The sequence below is a fragment of the Candidatus Microthrix parvicella Bio17-1 genome (assembly GCF_000299415.1).
Taxonomy (GTDB): Bacteria; Actinomycetota; Acidimicrobiia; order Acidimicrobiales; family Microtrichaceae; genus Microthrix; species Microthrix parvicella.
Window position 1 is genome coordinate 85,472 of sequence record NZ_AMPG01000003.1, and the last position, 22,444, is coordinate 107,915.

Sequence of the window (22,444 nt, forward strand, 5' to 3'; positions counted from 1 at the left end):
CTTCCCACCATCTCACGCCACCTCGGCCGACGACCCCGCAGCCGATGATGCCCCTGCCGGCGGGTTGCCGATCAGCTGCGTCAGCTTGCTTCGACCTCCACCCATCGGCGTCACCTCGATCGCCACGGGGAGCACTGCCTTCAGCTCCTCGACGTGGGTGATCACGCCGATCATCTGACCCTCTGCGCCCAGGTTGTTCAGGACCTCGATGGCGGTGTCCAGGCTGTCGGTGTCCAGGCCTCCAAAGCCCTCATCGATGAAGGTCGCACCGATGTCGCGGCCAACCCGCTGGGTGGCGATCGTGTCGGCCAGGCCGAGGGCGAGGGCGAGTGACGCCTGAAACGTCTGGCCGCCAGACAGGGTGCGCACGGGTCGGCGGGTGCCGGTTTCGGCGTCCGCGATCGACAAATCGAGCCCATGCTTGGACCGCTGGTCGGCGGCCTCGTCGTCGACGTGGATCTGAAACCGGCCTCGACTCATTGCGCCCAGGCGGCGGTTGGCCGAAGTGACCACCTCGCGCAGATGGTGGGCCAACACCCACGCCTCCAGCGTGACCCGTTGTGCATTGTGGCCTCGGCACATGCGCGCCAGGCGGTAGGTGGCCTCGTAGTCGGCCTGCGCCGCGGCCCGCTCGTCACCCCGGCCGTCCAGCTCGATGATGGTCCGGCGTGCACGACCGAGGTGATGACGGGCAGTGGTGGCGTGCTCGATCAGCCGTTCGGCAGCGTCGGTGGCCTCTGCCAGCCGCGCTGCAAGCCCGTCCAGGTCGGGGTCAGTCATATCGAGCCCGCCCTCGACGATGTCGACCAAGCGTTGGGTGAGGGCGAAACCCTCGCCCTCCCACAAGCTGATCGAGGCTTCCAACCCGCGCCGCTCGGCCTCATCAAGAGCTGCGGCCCGGACGTCGTCGACGTCGTCGAACCCCTGGCGGGTCAACGTGGTCCGAAGGGCGGCTCGGGCCTCGGTATGGCTGTGCTCAGCAGCGTCGAGGCCACAGAGCGAGGCCGCCGCCCGTCGCCCAACGGTCGCCAGCGTTTCGCAGTGCTGCGCCAGCTGGGCGTGGGGCCAGTGGGCATCCGGCAACGACAGCTGAGCGGCCGCCTGTTCGTGAAGTTGGTCGGCCTGGGCGGTTGCGGCGTGTTGTTGTTCGCCGGCCTGCGAGCGCTGAGGCGTGAGCTTCTCAATCTGGAGGGCCAGCTCGGTTCGATGCCGGTCCAACTCGGCGACTGCCTCGACGGCGGCGAGGCAGCGCCGGTTGTCGTCGGCCGCGGTCGCAACCCGTGTTTCCAGGTCGACTGTGGCGGTATCTGCCGCGTCGCCCAGGCGGTCCATCAGAGCGGCGAGACGCTCGCTTCTTGCGGCCTGGTGGCCGTGAGCCGTTCGGTCGCGCTGTTCCAGGCCCTGGCGCTGCTGTGCCAACTCGGTCAACCGCTGCTCGAGGTCGGTCACCGCCGCGGCCGCAGCGACGGCCCGCTCGACCAGGTGCTGAGCTGCACGGTGACGTTCCGTCAGGTCGGTGACCGATTCGGCGGCGTCGTCGCCCAACTCGGCCACACACTCGTCGAGTCGGTCCTGGAGTGCCGAGTGCTTGCTGATGGCGGCCATGTTGGTTGCGTGGGCACGTTCGAGGTCGGTCGACGAAACCGGAGCGACTCCCGCCGGCGCAATCGCCGGACGCGGGTGCTCGGCCGAGCCGCACACCGGGCAGTCGTCGCCCTCGACCAGCGTGCTCGCCAAACGAGGCGCCGCATCGGCGGTGAAGGCACCCATGAGGTCGGAGTAGGTGGCGGCATGACGCTGAACCGATGCGACGGCGTCGGCCAGCTCGGACTGGTTCTGGTCCCGGCGCTTCGCCAGCCGAAGTGCTGCCGCCGCTCGTTCGGCCCCGCCGCGATGGTCTGCGACGCACTCGGCCACCTGACGTGCAGCGTCCCGCTGGTCGGCGAGCCGGTCGGCTTCGACCGTGAGCGCCTGCGCCTGCTGTGCGACGGCAGCGAGCTCGACGTCGATGTCGGCCAGAGCGAGGCGCTCGCAGTCGAGGGCAATCCGGGCGTCGCGCAGCCCGGTCGCGTGGGTGAGGTCGGCATGGGTGCGATCGGCGCCGCCCGCCAACGAGGCGAGTACTTCTCGCTCGGAGTTCAGCGAACGCTGTTGGAGCGTCAGCTCGTCGAGCTTCGCGGTCAAGTTCGCCACGTGCTTCGCCGCAGCGTCGGCCTCCTGTCGGCGGGCAGAGGCCTGCCGGGCCAGGTCGCGGGCCTGGGCGATCTCGCCGGCGCGACCCCGCAGCTCGCCGGCGCCCCGGTCGGCGCGTCGGGCCAGGGCTTCGAGCGCATCGGCGAGCCGGGGGCGACCGGATGTGGGGACACGGGTCAGGTCGAGGTGGCCGGCATCGGCGAGCCAACCGGGCAGGGCCGTCGCCGGCGACGTTGCGGAAGCCTCGGCCTGCACCGAGGCGGCGGGCGGCGCGCCACCCCCGTTCGGCCAGAGTTCGACCAGTTCGGTGAGCTCAGCGGCCGTCTGCCGCACGGCGGTCTCGGCGGAGGTCTGGGCATCGGCCAACTGGAGCGAAGCCCGTTGAGCGACCTGGTGGGCGTCGGCGACCCCGGCGGCGCGCAGCGCTGCATCGAGCCGCAGCCTGTTCGCCTCCACCTCGCTCAGTCGCTCGACCCGCGTCTCGAGCTGCGCACGCTCGGTGCGGAAGCGGGCCTGGCGTTCGGCGAGCTGATGTGCTGCGCTGAGCCTGGCATCGGCATCGTTGCGTGCCGCCCGGCGCTGGTCGCGACGCTGGTCGAGTAGTGCCACGCCATGGAGTTCCAGCCGTTCCGCCCGGTCGCCGAGCGAGAGGGTCGCCGGCACCTCTGCCTGGGCCGTGGGCTGATGAGCGGACGAAGTCGGCCCGCCGGTTGGGCCGCCGGTCGTCGACGCGTCGGGGCCGGAGGTGGCCTCTGCTTTCGTCTCGACCCTGTCGTCGTGAGGCCCGTCGTCGAAACCATCGTCGGAAACCAGGCTGAGCTGGCCGGGCCCGGCAGTCCCTCGCCGCTTTCGCTTGGGTCCGGCATCCCGTTCGGTGGTCTGGGCGGCAGCGGGCTTCGGCTGCATGGCGGCCTCGACCATTGACGTGGTCGTGGTCTCCGTCTGAGGGGAGGCCGTCAACGGCGGCAGCTCGATACCTTGCGCCTCGACCAGTGTCTGCAGCGCATCCAGCTCGGCATTGGCGGTGTCCTCCGAGCGGGACACGTCATCGATCATCGAGTTGCGTCGCGTCTCGGCGGTCTTGGCCCGTCGGTCCAGCAGCTCTTGGGCGCGCTCGAAGCCTGCGGTGTCGAACAGCGTGCGCAGCAACTTGGTTCGTTCGTCCGAGGAGGCGTGCAGCACCTCCTGGAAGCGACCCTGGGGGAGCAGCACCACCTGCTGGAACTGGGCGGGGGTCAGGCCGACCAGGTCGGCGCAGATGCGATTGGTCTCGGCCCACCGGTGCGCCATTGGCTCCCAAGCGCCGGCCGCCCGCCGGTGCAACTCGACCGACTGCTTCTCGGTGGTGCTGCCGGTGCCCCGCAGCTTTGGTCGTTCCTGTTCCGGCTGACGCACCACCCGATAGACGGTGTCGTCGACGGTAAAGGTGAGCGATACCGAGGTGAGGTGGCCGGGGTCGGCGGCGTCGGAACGCACCTTGCCCTCCCGCAGCCGGTTGCCGGGCAACTCGCCGTACAGCGCCCAACACATTGCGTCGAAGATCGACGTCTTGCCGGCGCCGGTTGGCCCGGACACGACGAACAGGCGGGTGTCGGCCAACGCATCGAAGTCGACCTCGGCCCGAGTGGCGTAGGGCCCGAACGCCTCGATGACGAGTTGGTTGGGCTTCATGGCTGAGCCCCAATCCCAGCCATCGACGGGGTCGTCGCGCCACCAGCGGCGTGATCACCGAGGGATGCGTCATCAACGTCGGCGGAGAACGCCTCGGCCAGAACCTCGCCCAGCAACTTCTCGTCGGCCGAGGTGAGCGGCTCGGTGCTGAGCTCGTCCCAGAACGACTTGGCTGCCTCGATCGGGTCGAGGGAGCGCACCTCGGAGCTGGTGGCCTGCGACGGTGAACGACCGGTGCGGTCGGGGAGGTGCCCGATCTCGACCAGGTGAGGGAAGTGTCCGCCCAACACCCTTCGGGCGTCGGCTGGAAGCACGGGGTCGGTCAACTCGACCCGCACGTACGCAGAGCGCTCGTCCAACTCCGGCGCTTTGGCCACGAGGTCGTTCAGGCGTCCTCTTCGAAGTATGACCGGCCGCCCGGCCTCCACCGGGATCGCCTCGATGCTGACGGCGCCGCTGCGGTCCATGTCGACGACCAACACCTCCTTCTTGGTGCGGTCGTCCGTGGAGAACGAGTACGCCAGCGGGCTGCCGCTGTAGCGCAGTTGATCGCGGCCATCCACCTTCTGGCTGACGTGGAGGTGGCCGAGCGCACCGTAGGAGAAGCCGTCGAAGCGCCGGGCCGCCACCTGGCCGGCGTCGCCGACGGCCAACTGACGTTCGGACCCACCAGCGAGCCCGCCCGAGACGAACGCGTGGGAGATCACCAGTGACCGGGGCGCCCCCCCGGCCGCCGTCCGGGCCAGGTCGAGGTGGTGGGCGAGGACGCGGTCGTGCGTGCGCCAGGGACCGCGACGGCCGGCTTCCACATGAGCGGCCTCCACTTCGGCGGCGCGCTCACCCGGCAAGGCGGCGGGGGACAGGAAGCCCAACGCCGCGATTGCGAGGGGGCCATCGGAGAACTCCCAGCGGTGCAGTTGGCCGGCGCCGGCGAAACCGCCCCGAATCAGCACGCCCGAGCGTTCGGTCAGCCCGTCGTAGGCCGAGAGGCGCTCGGCCGAGTCGTGGTTGCCGGCGATGGCGGCCACCTTGATGCCGGAGGAGACCAGCCGGCGGACCGTGGACCTGAAGAGCGCCACCGCTTCGGTGGGGGGAACGTCGCGGTCGTAGACGTCGCCGGCGATGACGACCAGCTCGGCGCCCTCGGTGACGGCGAGGTCGACCAACCAATCGCAAAACACCCGCTGGTCGTCGATCAGCGCGTGTTCTCCCAGGCGTCGCCCGAGATGCCAGTCGCTGGTGTGGATGAACTTCATGCGAATCGACCCTACGGATGGGGTGTGACAACGAAGCCCGACGGCCCGTTGCACGCATGCGGACCGGATCTTTCGGCGGAGCCCACTGCCGAGCTCACCAACCACGACGCCAAACCACACGCGTGTCATTCACTCTACGCCCTGGGGGTCTGGTCCGGCGCGCCGCCCTGCTCGGGCAGTCCGGCTTTCAGGTCCCAAAATCCGTGGCAATTCGTATCCTGGCCCGCCCCGAGGAAAGGCGTCCCTTGCGAGCAGCATTCGTTCTCGACATCCTGAAACGTATGCGCGCTCCTACATCGGTCAGGGTCACCAAGGACACTCGAGACGCCGTCAAAGAGTTGGCCGATGCGGATGGGTTGTCGATGGATCAGGTCATCGCACGGCTCGCCCGAGCGGAACGGCAGCGGCGTATCGGGTTGGCTTTGGCGGCCTCGCCCGTGAATGACGACGAGCTCGAGTGGTTGGGTGGAGCCGCCCGATCGGTGGCCGAGCCTGCGGGCTGGTGATGTGGTCTGGATCGACTTCGGTGATCCTGTAGGCGGCGAGCCAGCGTTCCTGCGCCCGGCGGTGGTGATGACTGCAGACGCAATCCTGGTGCCCGGACCCCGGACGATTCATGTCGTTCCGGTCACGAGTAATCTCCATCGACGGATTCCAACCGAGGTTGTCGTGACAGCACGGGGGCTGCTGGAACCTTCCGTAGCTCAGGCTCACCTCTGCACGGTTGTGAGCACCGATCGGCTGGTCAGAACCGATGGCGGAACCGTGGCCCAGGCGTCGCTTGCACAGCTGCGTTCGTTGGTGGCAGACCTGCTCGACATCCCGTAAGTGGCCGGTCGGCCACTTACGGCTCGGTGGCCAGATCCAGCTCAGCAACCCGGTCGTACTCATCGTCGATCAGCGTCACGTCCTTGCCAGCCCGTGAGAGCAGGCTGGCGGCAATCGACGCCCGGAATCCCGAGGCGCAGTGCACGATCAGGTGATCACCGGATAGGACGCTCGGTCGTGGCCCTCCCCCCAGACGTCAGGCCCCCCGTCCGCCCCACCGGCGGGTCGATCTATGCCGATGCGCGCCAGTTGCCGCTGGGCCTCGGCCAGTTCCTCGGCGGTGTCGGCCACCAGGGTGACCGCCGTCCCCCAGGGGATCAGCCAGCCCAGGTAGGTGGCGAAGGGATCGTCCAGCTCGATGCCGATCGTGCCGACGAGGTGGTCGGTGGCGTAGGCGCGGCGGTTGCGCAGATCGACCACCCACTCTCCCCGGTGGATCCGGCGCAACAGCTCGGTCGGGTCGACCGGAGCGGCCGGGGACAGGTCGATCGGAATGCCGCCCGCACGGTTCATCGGGCTCATCTGCGCGTAGTAGGCGGGATGATCCGACAGACCACTCACCAGTCGTTCGACAAAGGTGTCCTCGTCCTCGATCGTCAGCGCCAGATTGACTGAGCGTTCGCCGGCCAAAGTGCCGTCGGAGTCGTCGCCTCCCTGGGAGGACGAGCAGAAGCTACCGAAGCCGTGGGTGGGGTAGAAGCGGGTGTCGCCCGGAAGCGAGTCGATCATCCCCCGGACCGATCGGTACTGCAGGCGGGTCAGGGTGTCGGTCAGATCGGCTGCGACCAGGTCGGTGCGGCCCACCGAGCCGTACAGCAGCGATCCGCCGGTGAACAGCGCACCGGCACCGGCACCTTTGCCGCCGCCGTTCTCGGTCACGTGGTAGCTGAGATGGTGCTGCGTGTGGCCGGGAGTCGCCACCACTCGAACCGTGAGCGAGCCCACTTCGATGACGTCGCCGTCGCCCACGCCACGGTGATCGAAGGGCAGGACCTCTGCTGCGGCGTGCAGGTAGGTGGCGCCGGTGCGCTGGGACAGGGCGAGCCCGCCGGAGACGTAGTCGTTATGCAGGTGGGTCTCGGCGACGTGGGTGATGGCGACCCCGGCGTCGTCGGCGGCCGACAGCACGCGGTCGAGGTCCCGTTGGGGATCGACGACCAGCGCCACCTCGCCGTCGTGCACCAGGTAGCTGCGGTCCCCGAGCGATGGTGTCTCGATGGTCTCGACGTTCATGGTGGATCCTTCCGCTCGGTGGCCGCCGGCCGTCCGACGGTTCGAAGGTCGCAAGGTACCCAACCACAGTCTTGACTAGCGGGTGCGACGGTTTCTGCGTCGGCTGACCATCACGAGGGCCAGGCCAGCGACCACCGCTGCCATGGCCATGGCGGTCAATCCGCCAACGCCCGAACCGGTGCGTGGCAACGTGCCGGATGGGGACGAGACGCTGCTGCCCGTGCTCCGTAGGACGGCAGCGGCTGGGACGACGACGGCCGCAGATCCGGGCGTTGGGGTGGCGACGGCCGCCGCGGCCGGGCCGGGTGCGCCACCGGGCGTGTTGCGGTTCCCCGCTCCGGGCGGCGTGGAGGTGGGGGGATCCACGATCGACTCAGGACCGCTCTCGGGCTGTTCGGGGCTACTCGGGCCACTTGGGCTGCCGGGCTGATCAGGACCACTCGAATTGCCCGGATTGCCCGGATTCTCGGGGTTTTCAGGAGGCCCGGGGTTGTCTGGCTCGGGCGAGACGACGACACCTGCAACCGTCACGGTGACCTCGGCGCTACAGCCCTTCCCCTGTGCATCCTGGGCGGAGTAGAGAAAGCGGTCGGTGCCTTCGAACTTCGCCGGCGCGTTGTAGCGGATCGACTCACCGACGTTGGTCACCTCAACGGTGCCCCCAGCTTCGGTGACGCCCTCCTCGCCGTCGACACCGACGCCCGTCACCGTGAGCAGGCCGGGTTGGCCCTCGGGGTCGAGGTCGGTGTCGTTGGCCAACACTTCAAGCTGGATCGAACCGCCGTTGTCGACCGACGCCGCGTCGGCGATGCAGACCGGCGCCGGATCGAGGTCGAAGTCGCTCGGATCGTTCGGAGCGGGAGCCACGATGGTGGCCCGAAGCTCGCCCTGCGTGCACCGACTGACCAGGTCGTTCGGTGACCGGCCGTCGTCTCCGTAGGGATCGGCGGCAAACTGCGGGTTGGCCAAGGCGTGGGAGTCGCACACCTCATAGGCGAGGGTGGCCACCCCATCGGCGTCGGCGACGGGTGTGAGGGTGACGAGGCAGTCGGCATCGATCGACGCCGAGGCGACCAAACCGTCGGGATCTGCACTCAGCGGACCTGCGGTGCAGCTGAGCGGCTCGCCGTCCGGGTCCTGATCATTGGCCGAGACGTCGAGATCGGAGATCGGCGTGAGCGATGAGGTGAGTACCTCGTCATCGGTGGCGACGGGAGCATCATTCCCCAACACCAGGACGGCCACCGTGCCCAGGCCACACACCGGAAGCCCCTGATAGGTGGGCGTCTGCTGGGCGGGGTCCTCGCAGGCCACGTAGTTGAAGGAGGTCAGCCCCTCGAACCCGTCGGTCGGGGTGAACACCACCGTGCGCTCGTCGAGTCGGGTGGCGGTGCCGGCGGATGCATCGACGCCCTGGATGCCGTTGATGGCCGGGATGCGCACGCCGGATGCGGGGTCGGCCGGGTCGGGTCCGTTCGGGTCGAGATCGTTGGCGAACACCGGGATCTCCAGGTGATAGGCGCCGATCCCATCACCGGAGTACCCGGCATCGACCACGTCGACGTCGGGTACGCCCACCACCGGGGCGACGAAGGTGTCGTTGACCGGGGTGACCAGCACCGATGCCTGGGCATTGATGCAGCGGCTGGAGGTGGTGGCGCTGAGGTCGTCGGGGGAGCCCTGGTCGTACCCGGGCCTGGGTGTGGCCAGCGCTCCGTGGCTGCCGGGGGTGAGCAGTGGGTGCACGTCGCAGGTGCGGTAGGTGAACGTGCCGGTGCGCTGGGCCGGGGTGTTGTTGGCGGTGAAGGAGAATGTGCAGTCGCTGGCGATCAGCACGGTGCCGGCGTTGTTGCTGACTGTTGGCAGCTCGGGGAAGCAGGTCGCGTTATCACCGGCTGCATCGGCGATCGTCGGGCCGAGGTCGAATTGCTGGTTCACCGCTGCGTCGTTGGCCGCAAATTGGGCGGGAACCGCCACCAACAGCAGGTTCGGCTTCAGCGTGATGTCGACTTTGACCGCTCGCTGCAGCCCGCTGACCGAGCTGAGGATGTAGGTGAACTGATCGGTGCCGACCGCGTTGGCGGGAGGCGAATAGACGCAGGGGCCCGCCGACATCGAGGCGAAGGCGGCGGTGCCCTTCTGGGCCGGGGTGCCGCACTTGACCGTGCCACCCTTCACCGAGTTGGGCTGCCAGTCCTTGATCCGGACCTGGGCGGGGTCGCCGGGGCCGCCGGCCACCTCGGGGTCGTCGTCGTTGGCCAGCACGTTGATGTCGATGGCGTGGCTGCCGCCGTTGGCGTCATCGACGGTGTTGGCCGAGTAGGTGGCGTCGGTGCTCACCACATCGGCGCCGCTGGTGGGCGGATCGACGTCGTCGACGGTGAAGTCGAGGCCGAGGGGGAGCGAGCAATCGAAGCTTGAGGCCTTAGGTGTTGCGTCGTAGCCCGACACCTTCAACTCCGGAACCGTGATCTTTCCGGGGGCGTTTGCGCGAATCTTCGCCACCAGCTTGACCTCGGTCCCGTCGCCGGGTTGGAAGGCCCCCTTGGGGCTGGAATTCGAGTCGAACTGGTAACCGAAGGCTCCCACCGGCCCGATCGGCCCGACGGAGCCGTCGCCGTTGTACGGGGTCGTGTTCAGGCTTCCCTTGGGGATGGCGGCCTGGGCAGCGGGACCGTCGACCTGGAGGTCGAGGACCAGTGGATCTGGACCGTCGTTGGGGAATGACCCGCCGAAGAAGCTGTAGACCGTGGCGGTCAAGGTGATGACGTCGCCAACCTCAATCTCGTCTCCGTCGGCCACCGACGAGCCCACCGACCACCGAGCAAAGCCGCTCTTGCCGCGACCGTTGATGTTGATCGGGCCGCACTCGGGCAGGTTGCCGCCTCCGCCCGCCGCGTACTGCTTGAACACGAAGCTCGCGTAGCCCTCGGGGGTGTCTTCCTTCGCCGAGGCGGGCTCAACGGGACCGGCGGCGAAGGAGAGCACGGCGCCGAGAAGGGCGAGGGTGACGGCACCGATGGCACTACGTGGTCTACGCATCACGGAAAGCTACAAGTGGTCTGACCACTTGTCAACGATGGTCTGACCACTTTTCGGAGGGGTACACTGGCTTTGTGTCCAACCGCCCACGTGTGGCCGATGCGCTGTTCGAGTCGCTGCTCTACGAGATCGTCGACGGGGTTCGCCCACCCGGCTCTCAGCTGCCGGCCGAGCGGGAGCTTGCCGCGGACACCGGCGTCAACCGTCAGGCGGTGCGTGAGGCTTTGCAACGGCTCCGTCAGCTCGGGTTGGTCGAGATCGTGCACGGCGGGGGGGTCCGCGTTCTGCCCTGGCGTGACACCGGTGGCATCGGCCTGTTGCCGCTGATCCTCTGGCGATCAACGGGTCCGGACGCCGAGGTGGCTCGCTCCACCGTGGAGCTACGAGCCGCCATCGGGGCCGACGCAGCCAGGTCGTGCGCGGCGCGTTCCCCTGTGCATGGGCTGCGCCTGCTGGAGTTGGTGCGGGAGATGGAGGAACTCGGCGCCGAAGAGTGGAACGACGTCAGGCTGCGGTTTTGGGAGGAGGTGGTGGTCGGTTCGGGCAACGTCGCCTACCGCCTCGCGTTCAACACTCTGCGCGAGGTGGTCATGGCGGCTGCCCCGGTGTTGGCGCCCGTGCTCCGCTCGGAGTGGGAACAGGTCGACGGCTTCCGGACGGTGGCCGCTGCCGTGGCCGCCGGCGATGCCGACCGCGCCGAAGCCGCTGCTCACGATGTTCTCGGCCGAGGGGTGGAGGCGGTGTTCCGGGCCACCGAGGGCCTGGCCACGGCATCGACGCGACCTGCGCTCGACCCAGTCACGCCGGCGGCTCCTGCTGCACGTCGTTCGTTGCCCGACGGTCCCGGTCGCTGACGCAGGGGCCTGGCTGTCGCGTTCGACGACTTCGGTGATCCCGCCGGCCGCCAGACGGTTCGGAGTCTCAGTGTTCGGTGGGCAACCCCAACTCGGCCACCCGGTCATAGCCGTCGTCGATCAGCTTGACGTTCCTCCCGGCCCTGGCGCGCAGGCTGGCTGCGATCGAAGCGCGAAACCCCCGACGCGCAGTGGACGAGCAGGTGCTCGACGTGGGAAAACGTATGCCTCGGCGCAGCTCAATGAAATGGGATCACCCAAAACCTGGCCATGAGACACGTTCACCGAACGGCGCCGGCATCCGGGCGGAGGGAACCGCCGATGCGTGGTCGGGCTGCGACGGCTGATGATTTGGCTCCGGCGGGGCTAGCCCAAGGGCTAACCCGGGCTAGAAGCCCAACACCTGTGTCGGGCTCAACCGGCTGGTGGTGGTGCCATCGCCCAATTCCCCCCAGCTGTTGTCTCCCCAGCAGGCTGCGGTGCCGTCGTCGTTGAGCGCACACGAATGGACGTACCCGGCGGTGATCGCGGTGACGTCGGTGAGCCCGGTCACTGGTGTCGGTGTCAACCGGTCTGTGGTGGTGCTATCGCCCAATTCCCCCCAGCTGTTGTCTCCCCAGCAGGCTGCGGTGCCGTTGTCGTTGAGCGCACACGAGTGGACGTACCCGGCGGTGATTGCGGTGACGTCGGTGAGCCCGGTCACTGGTGTCGGTGTCAACCGGTCTGTGGTGCTGCCATCGCCCAGCTGGCCGTCGTAGTTGTATCCCCAGCAGGAAACCGTGCCGCCCTGTTTGAGCGCGCAAGCGTGCCATTTACCGGCGGTGATGGCGGTGACGTCGGTGAGCCCGGGCACTGTTGTTGGTGTCAACCTGTTGGTAATGGTTCCGTCGCCCAACTGCCCGTGTTCGTTGGCTCCCCAGCAGGCGGTGGTGCCGTTTCGTTTGAGAGCACACGAAGAGACGTACCCGGCGGTGATGGCGGTGACGTCGGCGAGCCCGGCCACTGGTGTCGGTGTCAACCGGTCCCAGTTGCTCCCGTCGCCCAGCTGGCCGTAGTAGTTGTATCCCCAGCAGGAAACCGTGCCGCCCTGTTTGAGCGCGCAAGCGTGCCATTTACCGGCGGTGATGGCGGTGACGTCGGTGAGCCCGGGCACTGGTGTTGGTGTCAACCGGTCGGTGGTGCTGCCATCGCCCAACTGCCCGCTGGAGTTGCTTCCCCAGCAGGAAACCGTGCCGCCCTGTTTGAGCGCACAAGAATAGTATGGCCCGGCTGTGATGGCGGTGACGCCGGTGAGCCCGGGCACTGTTGTTGGCGTCGACCGGTTGGCGTTGGTCCCGTCGCCGAGTTGCCCGTCGGTGTTGGATCCCCAGCAGGACACGGTACCGGCGTCGTGTTTGAGCGCGCACGAATGGAGGTCCCCGGCGGCAATGGGTGGGGTTGGCGCTGGGATTGGGCAGGCTGAATGCCACAAGAACACCGCCATTTGTGCTCGGGTGACCGGATTCGAAGGGGAAAATTTGCCGGGTGATGTCCCCGAGGTGATCTGCTGTTCGACTAGCCACGTCACCGCAGTCTCATAATAACTGCTTGCAACAACATCGGAGAACCCGTGGGTTCCGATCGGTGCGGGTGACCCGGCAGCGCTCCACAAAAACACCGCCATCTGTGCACGCGTGACCGCTCTGTTCGGTGAGTACTTGCCCGCTGAGGTGCCGGCGGTGATCCCGGCCTCGACCAGCCACGACACCGCATCGCCATAGTAACTGTTGGCAGGGATATCGGTGAACCCGTGATTACCGGCCGGGGCGGGTGAATCGGCTGAATGCCACAAGAACAACGCCATCTGTGCACGCGTGACCGGGCTGTTCGGTGAGTACTTGCCCGGTACGGTGCCAGAGGTGATCCCAGCCTCGACCAGCCAGCCGACCGCGACGTTGTAATACGAATTGGCGGGCACATCGGTAAAACCGTGCGGGGCAGGCGCCACACACGACGCCGAAGCAACATCACCGGCGTGAGGAGTATCGGGAGGCGGACTGTTCTGAGCACCAGCGGGCACCCCCAGGGCCGCCACGACCCCCATCACCAACAACCACCCCGCTACCAGCCGGACCCTCACAAGACGGTTCATGAAACAAACGTATGCCTCGGCGCAGCTCAAGGAAACAGGATCACCCTAAATTTGTTGTGAGACACGTTCGGGCGTCGTCAAATAGACCAGGGGTCGCCCCATATGTCAGTCGCTGGGGTGGATGAAACTCATGGGAATCGACCCTACGGATGGGGTGTGACAATCAAGGTTGAGCGGCGGCCGGAGCCGCTAGACCGGGGCGTGGATCGGCCGTTCGATGCGACCTACCGAAGGGAGCGGTCTTCCGCTCCTGCGACATGACCACATTGAGTCAGCCGGCCCAACAGCCCCTGATGTCCGAATCTTAAGACATCGCGTTAGCATGTCTCGATGTCATCGAACGCAGACGAAGTGGTGGCTGGCCGAGGCGAAAACGTCAGCGGTCAATCGGCGGAGTTCGTCGTCCTCAACGAGGCCATGTTCGGCCCCGCGATCCAAGAATTTCGTCATCGTTCAGCAACCAGCCAGGCTGACCTTGCCGAGCGCTTGGACCTTCATCGCAGCTACCTCTCAGCCTTGGAGAACGGCAGGTCCAACGCAGCCATGCGAGCGATCATGCGTGCCTGTCGTGAGCTTGGCCTCGAGGTTGTCGTACGCCCGAAGACGCTATGAGCGGGAAGCTCAACGTGTGGTGGGGTCAGACCCTCGTCGCAACGCTCGCCGAACGGCGAGGGCGGATGAGCTGCACGTACACCGACCCTTCGATGCCGATGTTCTCGGTGGCGATGCCGACCCGTTCGGCGCCGTATCCCGACCGCTTTACCCGCCCGTTCTTTCACGGCCTCCTCCCCGAGGGGGACGCCCGTCGCATCATTGCGTTCGATCTCGGACTGGGCATCGGCGGTGGCACCGACATGGACCTGCTTCGTGCCCTCGGCCGTGACTGCGCCGGGGCGCTTGTCATCGCCCAAGGCAAGCCTCACCCGTCTGCTCTCGACGGTATCGCGCACGGTCTGAGCTCCGAGCAGATCGCGCAACGGCTTCGGGACCTTCCTGATCACCCACTCGGCGCCGACGGTCTGGTGCGGGTATCCCTGCCCGGGGTCCAGCCCAAACTGTTGCTCGGACGTACGTCAGCAGGGGGGTGGTACTTGCCGGCTGAGGGTCGGCCGTCGACTCATCTCCTCAAACCCGCTCACCGCTTCTTGGCAGGGTCGATCCCCAACGAGTTGCTCTGTCAGCGGTTCGCCGCAGCTGCGGATGTTTCGGCCGCAACCACCGAAATGATGGCCTTCGCCGGTGAGCCGGCGTTGGTGTCGACCCGCTTCGATCGGGAATTCGATGCTTCTGGAGTGTCACGGCGTCTCCATCAGGAGGACGCATGTCAGGCCCTGATGGTGCTGACGGTAGACCCTCGCCGGAAGTATCAACAGGGTGCGGGCCCGCCGTCCCTCCGCGGTGTCGCCGAGGTGCTCGACCGCTGGGGAGATGGTCCCCAACGCGTGCGCCTGCTGGAGCAGGTGGTCGTCAACATGGTGGTGGGTAACGCCGACCTGCACGGAAAGAACCTCTCGCTGCTGCATCGGGAGGGCGTGGTGTCGTTGGCGCCGTGCTATGACGTGATGAGCACCACGGCGCTGTCGGAGGACGTGTCGACCGGCCTCGGGCTCTTCGTTGGTGACGCCACCGACATCAACGAGGTGACCATGGGCGATGTTGCCGCCGAAGGGGTGTCCTGGGGCCTCCGGCCCGTCTCGGTCGATGCGGTCATCGGTGGGCTGCTCGACCGCATGCCCGACGCGCTGGAGGCAGCCGCCGCTACTGCGATGCCTCCGGACGGCTCGTTCTCGGAACAGCTGCTCGACCACATCGGTGGTCGGCTGCGTCGAGCGCGAACCAACTGGACGACGTCGCTCGGCCGGCGCTGAAGCCGTGAGGGCCCGCTGCGCGCTTGTGCTGAAAGTCAGCAGTATGCATACCATTCAAGTACGAGTCGAAGTCATATGTTCACAGTCGTGGCAATCGTGATGGCGCTCTGTATGGCCGGATGCGGGTGTCTGGCCGCAACGCCACCGACCAGCCCAACCTGGCAACAACTGCAGTCTGCAGGAGCCCATCACTGTGTGGCCAGAAGCCGACCAAGTTGGTGAAGGGGGAGCACACCGGCATCCCGAGGGGCGGTGGGCACTTCAGGCTGGTCAAGAAGTTGTACAGCGGCAACAGCGGATAGGTGACCAACGTGCCCGGCGGTTCAGGTCCGTTCACCGCCGTGGTGGCCGACTGCAACCAGGGAGTCTCGCCGTGGCCGCATCAGGTTCTGTTCATCGGGCCTGGCCCGAAGTTTGTAGCTTCAAGTGACCTCTACGATGCCAATTGGAAGACGCACGGACTCACCGGCCCAGCCCGCAATGACGTTGAGTCGATGACCAAGACAAAGACGGGCCTGTCCGTGAACGTCAGTGCCGAGCGGCTGAACGACGCAAGCTGTTATCCCGGCGGCAGCACCACGGTGACCGTCAAGGTCGCCGGAGGCAAGGTTGTGATCACCAGCATCAAGCGCCGATACGTAGACCCGATGGCAACGCTCAGGCCGTCCAGCGCCTCTTGGTGAATGGCGGTATCCAACGCATTAACATCCGCCCCATGATGACGAACCGACCTGGTCGACTACTCGCTGTTCTGGTGGCGGTGGCGACGATGGTGGCCGGGTGTCAGTGTGCAGCGCCGCCACCCGCCGCTTCGGCCATGAGGCCGTTCGTCGGCAGTTGGTATGCCAACACCAGTGGCATGACGATCACGTCCGGTGGGCGAGTTTTGGTGGAGATGAAGGACACTTCCGTCATGCCGTTCGACTACCTGACCTTGGATATGACGGCTACCAGCGCCAGTCGCAATATGCTCCAGGCCAAGGTGGTGAAGTCGGACAATCGTCGGGTTCGGGTGGGTTCCACCTATACGTTCAAGCCAACGAGTTGGGGGCTCAGCATGACAGGACCGGTTTCCAAACAATGGTGCACGTTGGCCAACCACAGGCAGGCGAAGTGCGGCGGCTACGGCAACTGACCGTGAAACTGCCTCTTCGCACCGCGCGACCTGTACTGCCGGCACGTCGGTTTCTTCGGATAGCGGTTGTGGCGGTAGTGGCGGTGCCGGCGTGCGGGCAGGCTGAGTCAGCCGGAGAAGGTGTTGCTTCCACGACGACTTCCATTTCGGCCACCACCGCTCGCCTCTCGACCACCTCGGCTCCGAGCACCTCGGCTCCGGCCACGGCACCTCCCCCGACGGAACCGCCCACGACCAGTTCCCCACCGACGACGGCGCCGGCCCCTGCGACGACACCGCCTCCGCCCACGACAGCGCCCAGGGATGAACCTCTGCAGCTCTCTGGCGACAGCGTTGGCGTCGCCAGGTTCGGAGAAGATGCAGGGCGTTCCCTCGCGTCGCTGTCCGAGAAGCTGGGCAGCCCCAGCGAGGACACAGGATGGGAGGAGTTCCTTCCGGAAAGTGAAGTTGAAGGCACGGAGTACGCCGCGGTTGCGGGGCAGTACTACCAAAGCGATGACAATTTGGGTCCGGCATGGGGATACGCGGTTCACCGGAAAGTGTGCTGGGAGACGCTGTGCGTGCGCCTTGGGGGCGAGTCTCAAGAGACTGCCCAACTGCGGGGTTGGGAATGGAATACCGAGGACTACCTACCCCCGACGGCGACCGTGTCGAACGCTGAACTGGCCGGAACCGGCATACAGCTCGGGTCAACCTGGGAAGAGTTGCAGGCTGCCTACCCCGGCGTTGTCGCCGGACGCGCCGAAGGCGGTGCCTTGGCCGTGGACAATCGGCCTTGGGACGGATTCTTTGACGGGGTGTCAGAGTGGCGACTTTCGGGCACTTCGGCCCAGGAGCAACCCAACTACGCACCGCCCGATGCTCAGGTGGTGCGCTTGTCGGCCGGGGAGGGCCCGCAACCGGGGTGTTGCTGACGGGGCCCGCCGAGTGTCTCTCAGCGGAGGGTTTCGCAGCTGGTGTTACACCAGCTGTGAGATCGAACTGATCGCCGTGTAAGCGGCGAGGGCGATCAGGAGCGCCACAAACCCGGTGGTCAGCTTGGAGGCGGGCACCCGGTCGGCGATGCGCTTGCCCAGCACGGTGCCGATGATGGCCAGCACGAGGAACGGCAGGGCGTCACCCCAGTGAATGTCGAGGGTGCCGGCCCGCAGGCCCAGCGCCATCGCAGAGTTGATGGCGATCACCACCAGCGAAGTGCCCACTGCGTCGGGCATCGAGAACCCCATCGTGAGCACGAGTGCGGGGACGATGACGAAGCCGCCACCAACGCCGAAGAAGCCGGTCATGAGGCCGACGGCCGTGCCGGCGAGCAACACCTTGGGAAGTGCTGCCCAGCTGAGGCTCTCGGGGGCGTCGGCATCTGGATGCTCGACCTTGTGAACCTCGCGGTCGGCGCTTGACAAAGGCACCGCAGCGGCCGATGCGGGGGTGGCAGTCGGAAGCGTGGCGGTCGCGGACGCGCTGGACGTCGTCGACGTCGCCAGAACCGCGGGGGTTTCGACGGCCTGGTCGGTCGTCGTGGGGTCGTCGCTCGACCTGCGGCGCCACATGGCGACTGCCGCTGCCACCATGACGCCGCTGAACGCGAGCAGCAGCACGTCGGGGTCGACCGCCTGGTTGGCGGCGGTACCCAGGTAGCTGCCGCCCAGGCCGGTGATCCCGAACAGCAGTCCATGACCCCACTTCACCCGTCCGGCCCGCCAGTGAGACCCGACGCCCATGAACGATGCGGCACCAACCACGAGCAGGCTGGTGCTGGTGGCCACCTGAGCGGTCTCGCCGGCCCCGTACACCAGGGCGGGGACGGCCAGGATCGAGCCGCCGCCTCCGAGAGCGCCCAGGCTGAGCCCGATCAGCAGGCCGAGGGGGCTGGCGAGCAGGCCGCGCATCGGCTCAGTCCCGCCCGGTGAGCTCGGCCACCATGCGCACCTGGCGCTCGATGTCCCAGCGGGCCTCACCGCGTTGCAACGGCCGTGAGCCGTTGTCCCATCCCATGAGCCCGCCCTCAAGGATGTGGGTGCTGGACATTCCGGCACCGGCGAGCGTGCGGTTGGCCTGTGCCGCGCGGTTTCCCGACCGGCAGATGATCACCACCGGCACGTCGAGGTGCGAGCGGATCTCGTCGGCGTGCTCGCCGAGCAGGTTGAGCGGCACGTTGTAGCTGCCGGGGATGTGGGCCGTCTCAAACTCGCCGGTGAAGTGGGCCGCCGACTCCGTCGTACTCGGGGCAGGGTTGGTGAGTGTGGGGGAGGTCATGGGCGGGGGTTCCTTTGCGTACAAGCGAGGGAGGGGTGGGTGGGTGGGTGGGTGGGGGTTTGTCGCTGAACTCAGGCGTTGGCCTGAACGGCTGACCAGGCGTCGAATCCACCGAGCAGATCGGAGACGTCGGTTGCGCCGTGCGACCGCAACCAGCTGGCACCCAGCGAGGAGCGGTAGCCGCCGGCGCAGTGCACGACGATCGGCTGGTGCAGGTCGATCTCGTCCAGACGGTCTTGGAGTTGGGCCAGGGGAATGGCCATCGCTCCCGGGATCGAGCCGATGGCGGTTTCGCCCGGGTTGCGCACGTCGATGACCTGCACGCTCTCATTGGCCGCGCGTGCCTGGTCAAACGCCGTTGCGGTCAGCCGCGAGGATCGCTGGGTCACCTCGGGCCGAGCGACAAACGTCACCTCCGGGCCCTCGAGCACGCCGATCACGTTGTCGAAGCCGATGCGTCCCAGGCGCAGGTTCGCTTCGGCCGCCTGGCCTGCGTCGGTGATCAACACGATGTCGGCGTCCGGGGCGACAGCCGTTCCTGCGTACTCCGCGTAGCGACCGTCCAGGCCGACGTTGAGCGAGCCGGCCAGGTGGCCCTGGGCGAAGTCCAGGGAGTCGCGGACGTCGATGACCACCGCGCCGTTGCGCTGGGCATCGAGTACCTCGTCGAGGTCGAACGCCGCGGGAGGGTCGGTGTCGAGCAGCTCGCGCTCGGATCGGTTGGCCACGGCGTCGAAGAAGAAATAGGCGGGCGCTGCGGGCTGGCCCTCGGTGACCAACTCGACGAAGCGCTCCTTGGTCATCGGTGCGAGGGCGTAGTTGCTCTGGCGCTGCTCGCCCAGTGTGGAGCTGGTCTCGGTGGACAGGTTCTTGCCACAGGCCGAACCGGCGCCGTGTGCCGGAAACACGCGGGTCTCGTCGGGTAGCGGCATGATCTTGTTGCGCAGCGAGTCGTAGAGCTGACCACCCAGTTCCTCGGCCGTCACGCCGACCGAGCTGAGCAGGTCGGGGCGTCCGACGTCGCCGATGAACAGCGTGTCGCCCGTCAGGACGCCATAGGGCGTCGCATCGTCCGCATGCTCGTAGACGACCACCGAGATTGATTCGGGCGTGTGGCCCGGCGTGGCCCGAAACTCCAGCGTGACGTCGCCGAGGGAGATGCGCTCGCCGTCGGTCACTCGGCGGATAGGGAACTCGGTGTCGGCGGCCTCGCCGTAGATGATCTCGGCGCCGGTCGCATCCGCCATCTCCAGGTGGCCCGACAGGAAGTCGGCGTGAACGTGGGTCTCGATGACGTACTTGATCTCAACCCCGGCCTCTGCCGCGTCGGCCAGGTATTCGTCGATGTCCCGCCGGGGGTCGACCACGGCAGCAACCCCGGCCAGGGGGTCGCCGACCAGGTAGCTCGCCTGTGAGAGGCAGTCGAGGTAGTACTGGGTGAACAACATGGTGTCTCCTTTGAAGGGGCGAGCGTCGTGCACCCGAACCGGTTGAACGAATGTCCGTACAATAGCATCCAACCATGAGATCGCCACCCACATTCCCGTCGAGTTGGTGCTGGACAGGTGGCGGCTCGTGGTTGTCGCTTCCCACCATGAACCCCCGGCGGGTGGAGGGCAACCGACTGGTGTCATGTCCGGGCAAACGAACATGTTTGCCAAGTTGGTCGGTACTCCGTACATTCGGCAGGGTGCTCACCCCCGTCGATCGATCCAGCCCGATGCCGTTGTGGAGCCAGGTGTGCGATGACCTGCGTCGTCGGCTGAACGCCAACGAGTTCTCGGGCCACTTCCCCGGTGACGGCGAGTTGATGGAGGGCTACAAGGTCAGCCGGCACACCGTCCGTGAAGCGGTGCGGCGCCTCAGCGATGATGGCCTGGTTGTTCGGGAGCGGGGGCGCGGCACCCGGGTGATCTCGCCGGGCATCGAACAGCCGCTGGGCACGCTGTACTCGCTGTACCGCTCGATCGAGGCGCAGGGCTATGAGCAGCACAGTGTTGTTCGTGTGCTCGACGAGCGAACCGACGCCGAGGCGACCGGGGTGCTTGGCCTCGCCGACGACGAGCCGATGGTGTACCTCGAACGGTTGCGGCGGGCGGGTGATCGCGCCCTGGCACTCGACTGCTCGTGGCTACCGGCGTCGCTCGCCCGTCCGCTCCTCAACTGCGACTTCAGCCGCACCGCTCTCTACGGGGAGCTGGCCGAACGCACCGGCGTGCAGCCGTGTTCGGGCTGGGAGCGCATCCATCCGGAGCTGCCAACAACGGAGCAGCGCAGCGCGCTGGGTATCCGGGCCAAACAGCCGGTGTTCGCCATCGAGCGGGTCACCTACGGCCCCGACCGGCAGCACCCGATCGAGTGGCGCCACAGCATCGTGCGGGGGGACATGTTTGCCTTCGTGGCACGCTGGGACTCACGGGACGCCTCCGGGGCGTCGGGTGCCATGGAGGCGGAGGTTTTGGCGTAGCCCCGTGTGGCACCGATTCGCAGAGCTCAGAACAGTTGGTACGAGGCTCGGTTGACCTTGAACCCGTGGCCGTTCTTCTTGTTGACGCAGGTCATGCCGCTCCTCTCACTGAGGCAGACAAAATTCCCGCGTTGTGTGCTGCGCCCGTAGGCGAGGACCGAACCCGGGTTGTTGGCGTCCCCCCTGCACGTCAGGTGAGCCTTCGTGGTGACCTCAACCGATGCGCCCCAGTCGTAGTCGCACCATTTCGGTCGCGGCGGGAGCTTCCAGGAGTTGGGGTTCACCATGCAGTCTGCGCCGTCATACATCTGGCATGTGATCCTGCCACTTGGCGATTGAAACGCCACGGGTCCCTGCGGCGGTGGCGAGGTGCTGCAGGCGGACCCGGCGGTGAGAAGCAGCAGGACGGCAGCGGCCATCACCACGTTGAGCACGTGTGAACGCGGTGTAGTCATGGTTGCATTGTGGCGGCGCGCTTCGGCGATGGCAACGATTCTTTGCACTCAGGGTGACGGTATTCGAGGCAGCAACCGCCGCTGACCGTAGTGGTTGGCTACTCCACGCGGGCGAGTGCGTCCAGCGCCTCGCCCATCTGGCGGTGAACCAGGTTGATGGCCTTGAGGGGCCTCAGCATCACCCGGAACTCGACGATTCGGGAGCCATCGAGGCCGAGGTGATCGACGCCCCCGGGCAACCCTGACGGCGTCGCGACACCCCCCCCACACTGTGAAGCTCGCTGCTCGCTAGCATCGACTTCTTGACTGATTCAGACAACGCTCCGTGGTACCGCCAGGCCACCCCAACAGGGGAAACCGGTTCGTCAGGCCCCCCATCGAGTCCCGCCGCTCCGTCGCCCCAGCCGCCCCCGCCGCAGAGCCCGCTCGTCTCGCCGCATCCGGAGCAGCAGGTTCCGTACCCAGGATCTCACGCTTCGCCGCCCGTCTACCCACAACCCGAGGCCCAGCCTTATCCAGGCGCTCTTCCTCAAGGCTCGGGACCCCCGCCGAAGGGGTCCGGCCAGAATCGTGGGCTTTGGTTGCTCGGAGGGATTGTCGCCACGCTGGTCGTTGTCGTGGTCATCGCCGGGGTTCTCTTGGTGGTGGTTCGGGGAGGAAACGACTCGAATCCTGGCGAGACATCGCAGGACCGCGGCGATTCCGGGGTGGTGGAGCGGGGAGGGGATGACCCGAATCCCGGCGGGACCTCACCAGACCCAGGCGACCCCCGGGTGGTGGTGTCGGACGTGCCGGGAAACACGGTCAGGTGCACGAACGTCATCGAAGACGGCGCAGTCGTGACGAACGATGACTTTGAAGCCTGTATCAACGGAGGGGAAGGCCCCATGGTGGAGTACGCCTCCTGCGCGGATGGTGAGGACGCTGCCACGCCTCAATACGACGGTCAGCGCTATCTCATCCACGTTGGATCCGAACCGGTTGAGTACTCCCCACCCGATCCTGACTGTTGACCCTTGGCCCCGTCCTCCGGTGTGGCCCGAGGGCGAAGCCGG

The 22,444-nt window shown here is 67.1% G+C and carries 19 protein-coding genes and 1 pseudogene; 10 read left to right on the plus strand and 10 right to left on the minus strand.

All coding sequences use genetic code 11. The features are described 5' to 3' along the window. Nucleotides 1-12: 12 nt before the first annotated feature. Together MPARV_RS0113680 and MPARV_RS0113685 are read right to left on the minus strand one after the other, a co-directional pair. A complete protein-coding gene (locus tag MPARV_RS0113680) occupies nucleotides 13-3,864 on the minus strand; it encodes an AAA family ATPase (RefSeq protein WP_020378672.1) in 3,852 nt (1,283 codons plus the stop codon). After that, nucleotides 3,861-5,120 (minus strand): exonuclease SbcCD subunit D, encoded by a 1,260-nt coding sequence (locus tag MPARV_RS0113685; RefSeq protein WP_020378673.1) that lies wholly within the window; start codon nucleotides 5,118-5,120, stop codon nucleotides 3,861-3,863. The genes MPARV_RS0113680 and MPARV_RS0113685 overlap by 4 nt, the downstream gene beginning before the upstream one ends. A 203-nt stretch (nucleotides 5,121-5,323) precedes the next feature. Here MPARV_RS0113685 and MPARV_RS24840 point away from each other — a divergent pair, with 203 nt between their 5' ends. After that, nucleotides 5,324-5,626 carry a hypothetical protein gene (locus MPARV_RS24840; RefSeq protein WP_157789636.1) on the plus strand — a complete coding sequence of 101 codons (303 nt, stop codon included), beginning with the start codon at nucleotides 5,324-5,326 and terminating at the stop codon, nucleotides 5,624-5,626. Beyond that, nucleotides 5,562-5,948, plus strand: a complete 387-nt coding sequence (locus MPARV_RS0113695) for a type II toxin-antitoxin system PemK/MazF family toxin (RefSeq protein WP_081582317.1) — start codon at nucleotides 5,562-5,564, stop codon at nucleotides 5,946-5,948. Before MPARV_RS24840 ends, MPARV_RS0113695 begins: the two co-directional genes overlap by 65 nt. Nucleotides 5,949-5,964: 16 nt before the next feature. Here MPARV_RS0113695 and MPARV_RS21440 read toward each other — a convergent pair. Together MPARV_RS21440 and MPARV_RS0113705 are read right to left on the minus strand one after the other, a co-directional pair. Further along, nucleotides 5,965-7,181, minus strand: a pseudogene (locus tag MPARV_RS21440) (MBL fold metallo-hydrolase). A gap of 75 nt (nucleotides 7,182-7,256) precedes the next feature. Then, nucleotides 7,257-10,223: an Ig-like domain-containing protein gene (locus MPARV_RS0113705; RefSeq protein ID WP_157789638.1), complete on the minus strand. Its 2,967-nt coding sequence runs from the start codon at nucleotides 10,221-10,223 to the stop codon at nucleotides 7,257-7,259. Between the two features lie 74 nt (nucleotides 10,224-10,297). Between MPARV_RS0113705 and MPARV_RS0113710 the strand changes: the two genes are divergently transcribed. Next, complete coding sequence (locus tag MPARV_RS0113710; protein ID WP_020378679.1) at nucleotides 10,298-11,077, plus strand: FadR/GntR family transcriptional regulator; 780 nt, start codon at nucleotides 10,298-10,300, stop codon at nucleotides 11,075-11,077. Between the two features lie 388 nt (nucleotides 11,078-11,465). Here MPARV_RS0113710 and MPARV_RS0113720 read toward each other — a convergent pair whose 3' ends face one another. Continuing rightward, nucleotides 11,466-13,208: an RCC1 domain-containing protein gene (locus tag MPARV_RS0113720; protein WP_100221327.1), complete on the minus strand. Its 1,743-nt coding sequence runs from the start codon at nucleotides 13,206-13,208 to the stop codon at nucleotides 11,466-11,468. A gap of 330 nt (nucleotides 13,209-13,538) precedes the next feature. Here MPARV_RS0113720 and MPARV_RS0113725 point away from each other — a divergent pair, with 330 nt between their 5' ends. From MPARV_RS0113725 to MPARV_RS0113750, 5 genes are all read left to right on the plus strand, one after another. Then, the gene (locus tag MPARV_RS0113725) at nucleotides 13,539-13,820 is read left to right on the plus strand and encodes a helix-turn-helix domain-containing protein (protein ID WP_012229111.1); all 282 of its coding nucleotides are present in this window, start codon (nucleotides 13,539-13,541) and stop codon (nucleotides 13,818-13,820) included. After that, a complete protein-coding gene (locus MPARV_RS0113730; protein WP_020378682.1) occupies nucleotides 13,817-15,076 on the plus strand; it encodes a HipA domain-containing protein in 1,260 nt (419 codons plus the stop codon). Before MPARV_RS0113725 ends, MPARV_RS0113730 begins: the two co-directional genes overlap by 4 nt. 302 nt (nucleotides 15,077-15,378) lie before the next feature. Further along, a complete protein-coding gene (locus MPARV_RS0113740) occupies nucleotides 15,379-15,759 on the plus strand; it encodes a hypothetical protein (RefSeq protein WP_020378684.1) in 381 nt (126 codons plus the stop codon). Between the two features lie 32 nt (nucleotides 15,760-15,791). After that, complete coding sequence (locus MPARV_RS0113745) at nucleotides 15,792-16,211, plus strand: hypothetical protein (protein ID WP_157789639.1); 420 nt, start codon at nucleotides 15,792-15,794, stop codon at nucleotides 16,209-16,211. 560 nt (nucleotides 16,212-16,771) lie between these two features. Further along, nucleotides 16,772-17,125 carry a hypothetical protein gene (locus MPARV_RS0113750; protein WP_155852539.1) on the plus strand — a complete coding sequence of 118 codons (354 nt, stop codon included), beginning with the start codon at nucleotides 16,772-16,774 and terminating at the stop codon, nucleotides 17,123-17,125. Nucleotides 17,126-17,170: 45 nt separating this feature from the next. Here MPARV_RS0113750 and MPARV_RS0113755 read toward each other — a convergent pair whose 3' ends face one another. From MPARV_RS0113755 to MPARV_RS0113765, 3 genes are all read right to left on the minus strand, one after another. After that, on the minus strand, nucleotides 17,171-18,100 hold the full coding sequence (locus MPARV_RS0113755) for a sulfite exporter TauE/SafE family protein (RefSeq protein ID WP_020378687.1): 930 nt from the start codon (nucleotides 18,098-18,100) through the stop codon (nucleotides 17,171-17,173). Nucleotides 18,101-18,104: 4 nt separating this feature from the next. Then, the gene (locus MPARV_RS0113760; RefSeq protein WP_020378688.1) at nucleotides 18,105-18,467 is read right to left on the minus strand and encodes a rhodanese-like domain-containing protein; all 363 of its coding nucleotides are present in this window, start codon (nucleotides 18,465-18,467) and stop codon (nucleotides 18,105-18,107) included. A 71-nt stretch (nucleotides 18,468-18,538) separates the two neighbouring features. Next, nucleotides 18,539-19,915 (minus strand): MBL fold metallo-hydrolase, encoded by a 1,377-nt coding sequence (locus MPARV_RS0113765; protein ID WP_031278622.1) that lies wholly within the window; start codon nucleotides 19,913-19,915, stop codon nucleotides 18,539-18,541. Nucleotides 19,916-20,157: 242 nt separating this feature from the next. Here MPARV_RS0113765 and MPARV_RS0113770 point away from each other — a divergent pair, with 242 nt between their 5' ends. Continuing rightward, nucleotides 20,158-20,934, plus strand: coding sequence for a GntR family transcriptional regulator (locus MPARV_RS0113770; RefSeq protein ID WP_012227099.1), 777 nt, complete (start codon nucleotides 20,158-20,160; stop codon nucleotides 20,932-20,934). A gap of 26 nt (nucleotides 20,935-20,960) precedes the next feature. Here MPARV_RS0113770 and MPARV_RS22890 read toward each other — a convergent pair whose 3' ends face one another. Together MPARV_RS22890 and MPARV_RS24380 are read right to left on the minus strand one after the other, a co-directional pair. Continuing rightward, a complete protein-coding gene (locus tag MPARV_RS22890; protein ID WP_012227101.1) occupies nucleotides 20,961-21,389 on the minus strand; it encodes a DUF6636 domain-containing protein in 429 nt (142 codons plus the stop codon). 98 nt (nucleotides 21,390-21,487) lie between these two features. Further along, complete coding sequence (locus tag MPARV_RS24380; protein WP_020378692.1) at nucleotides 21,488-21,628, minus strand: hypothetical protein; 141 nt, start codon at nucleotides 21,626-21,628, stop codon at nucleotides 21,488-21,490. Nucleotides 21,629-21,970: 342 nt separating this feature from the next. Between MPARV_RS24380 and MPARV_RS0113785 the strand changes: the two genes are divergently transcribed. Next, the gene (locus tag MPARV_RS0113785) at nucleotides 21,971-22,402 is read left to right on the plus strand and encodes a hypothetical protein (RefSeq protein WP_020378693.1); all 432 of its coding nucleotides are present in this window, start codon (nucleotides 21,971-21,973) and stop codon (nucleotides 22,400-22,402) included. Nucleotides 22,403-22,444: the final 42 nt, after the last annotated feature.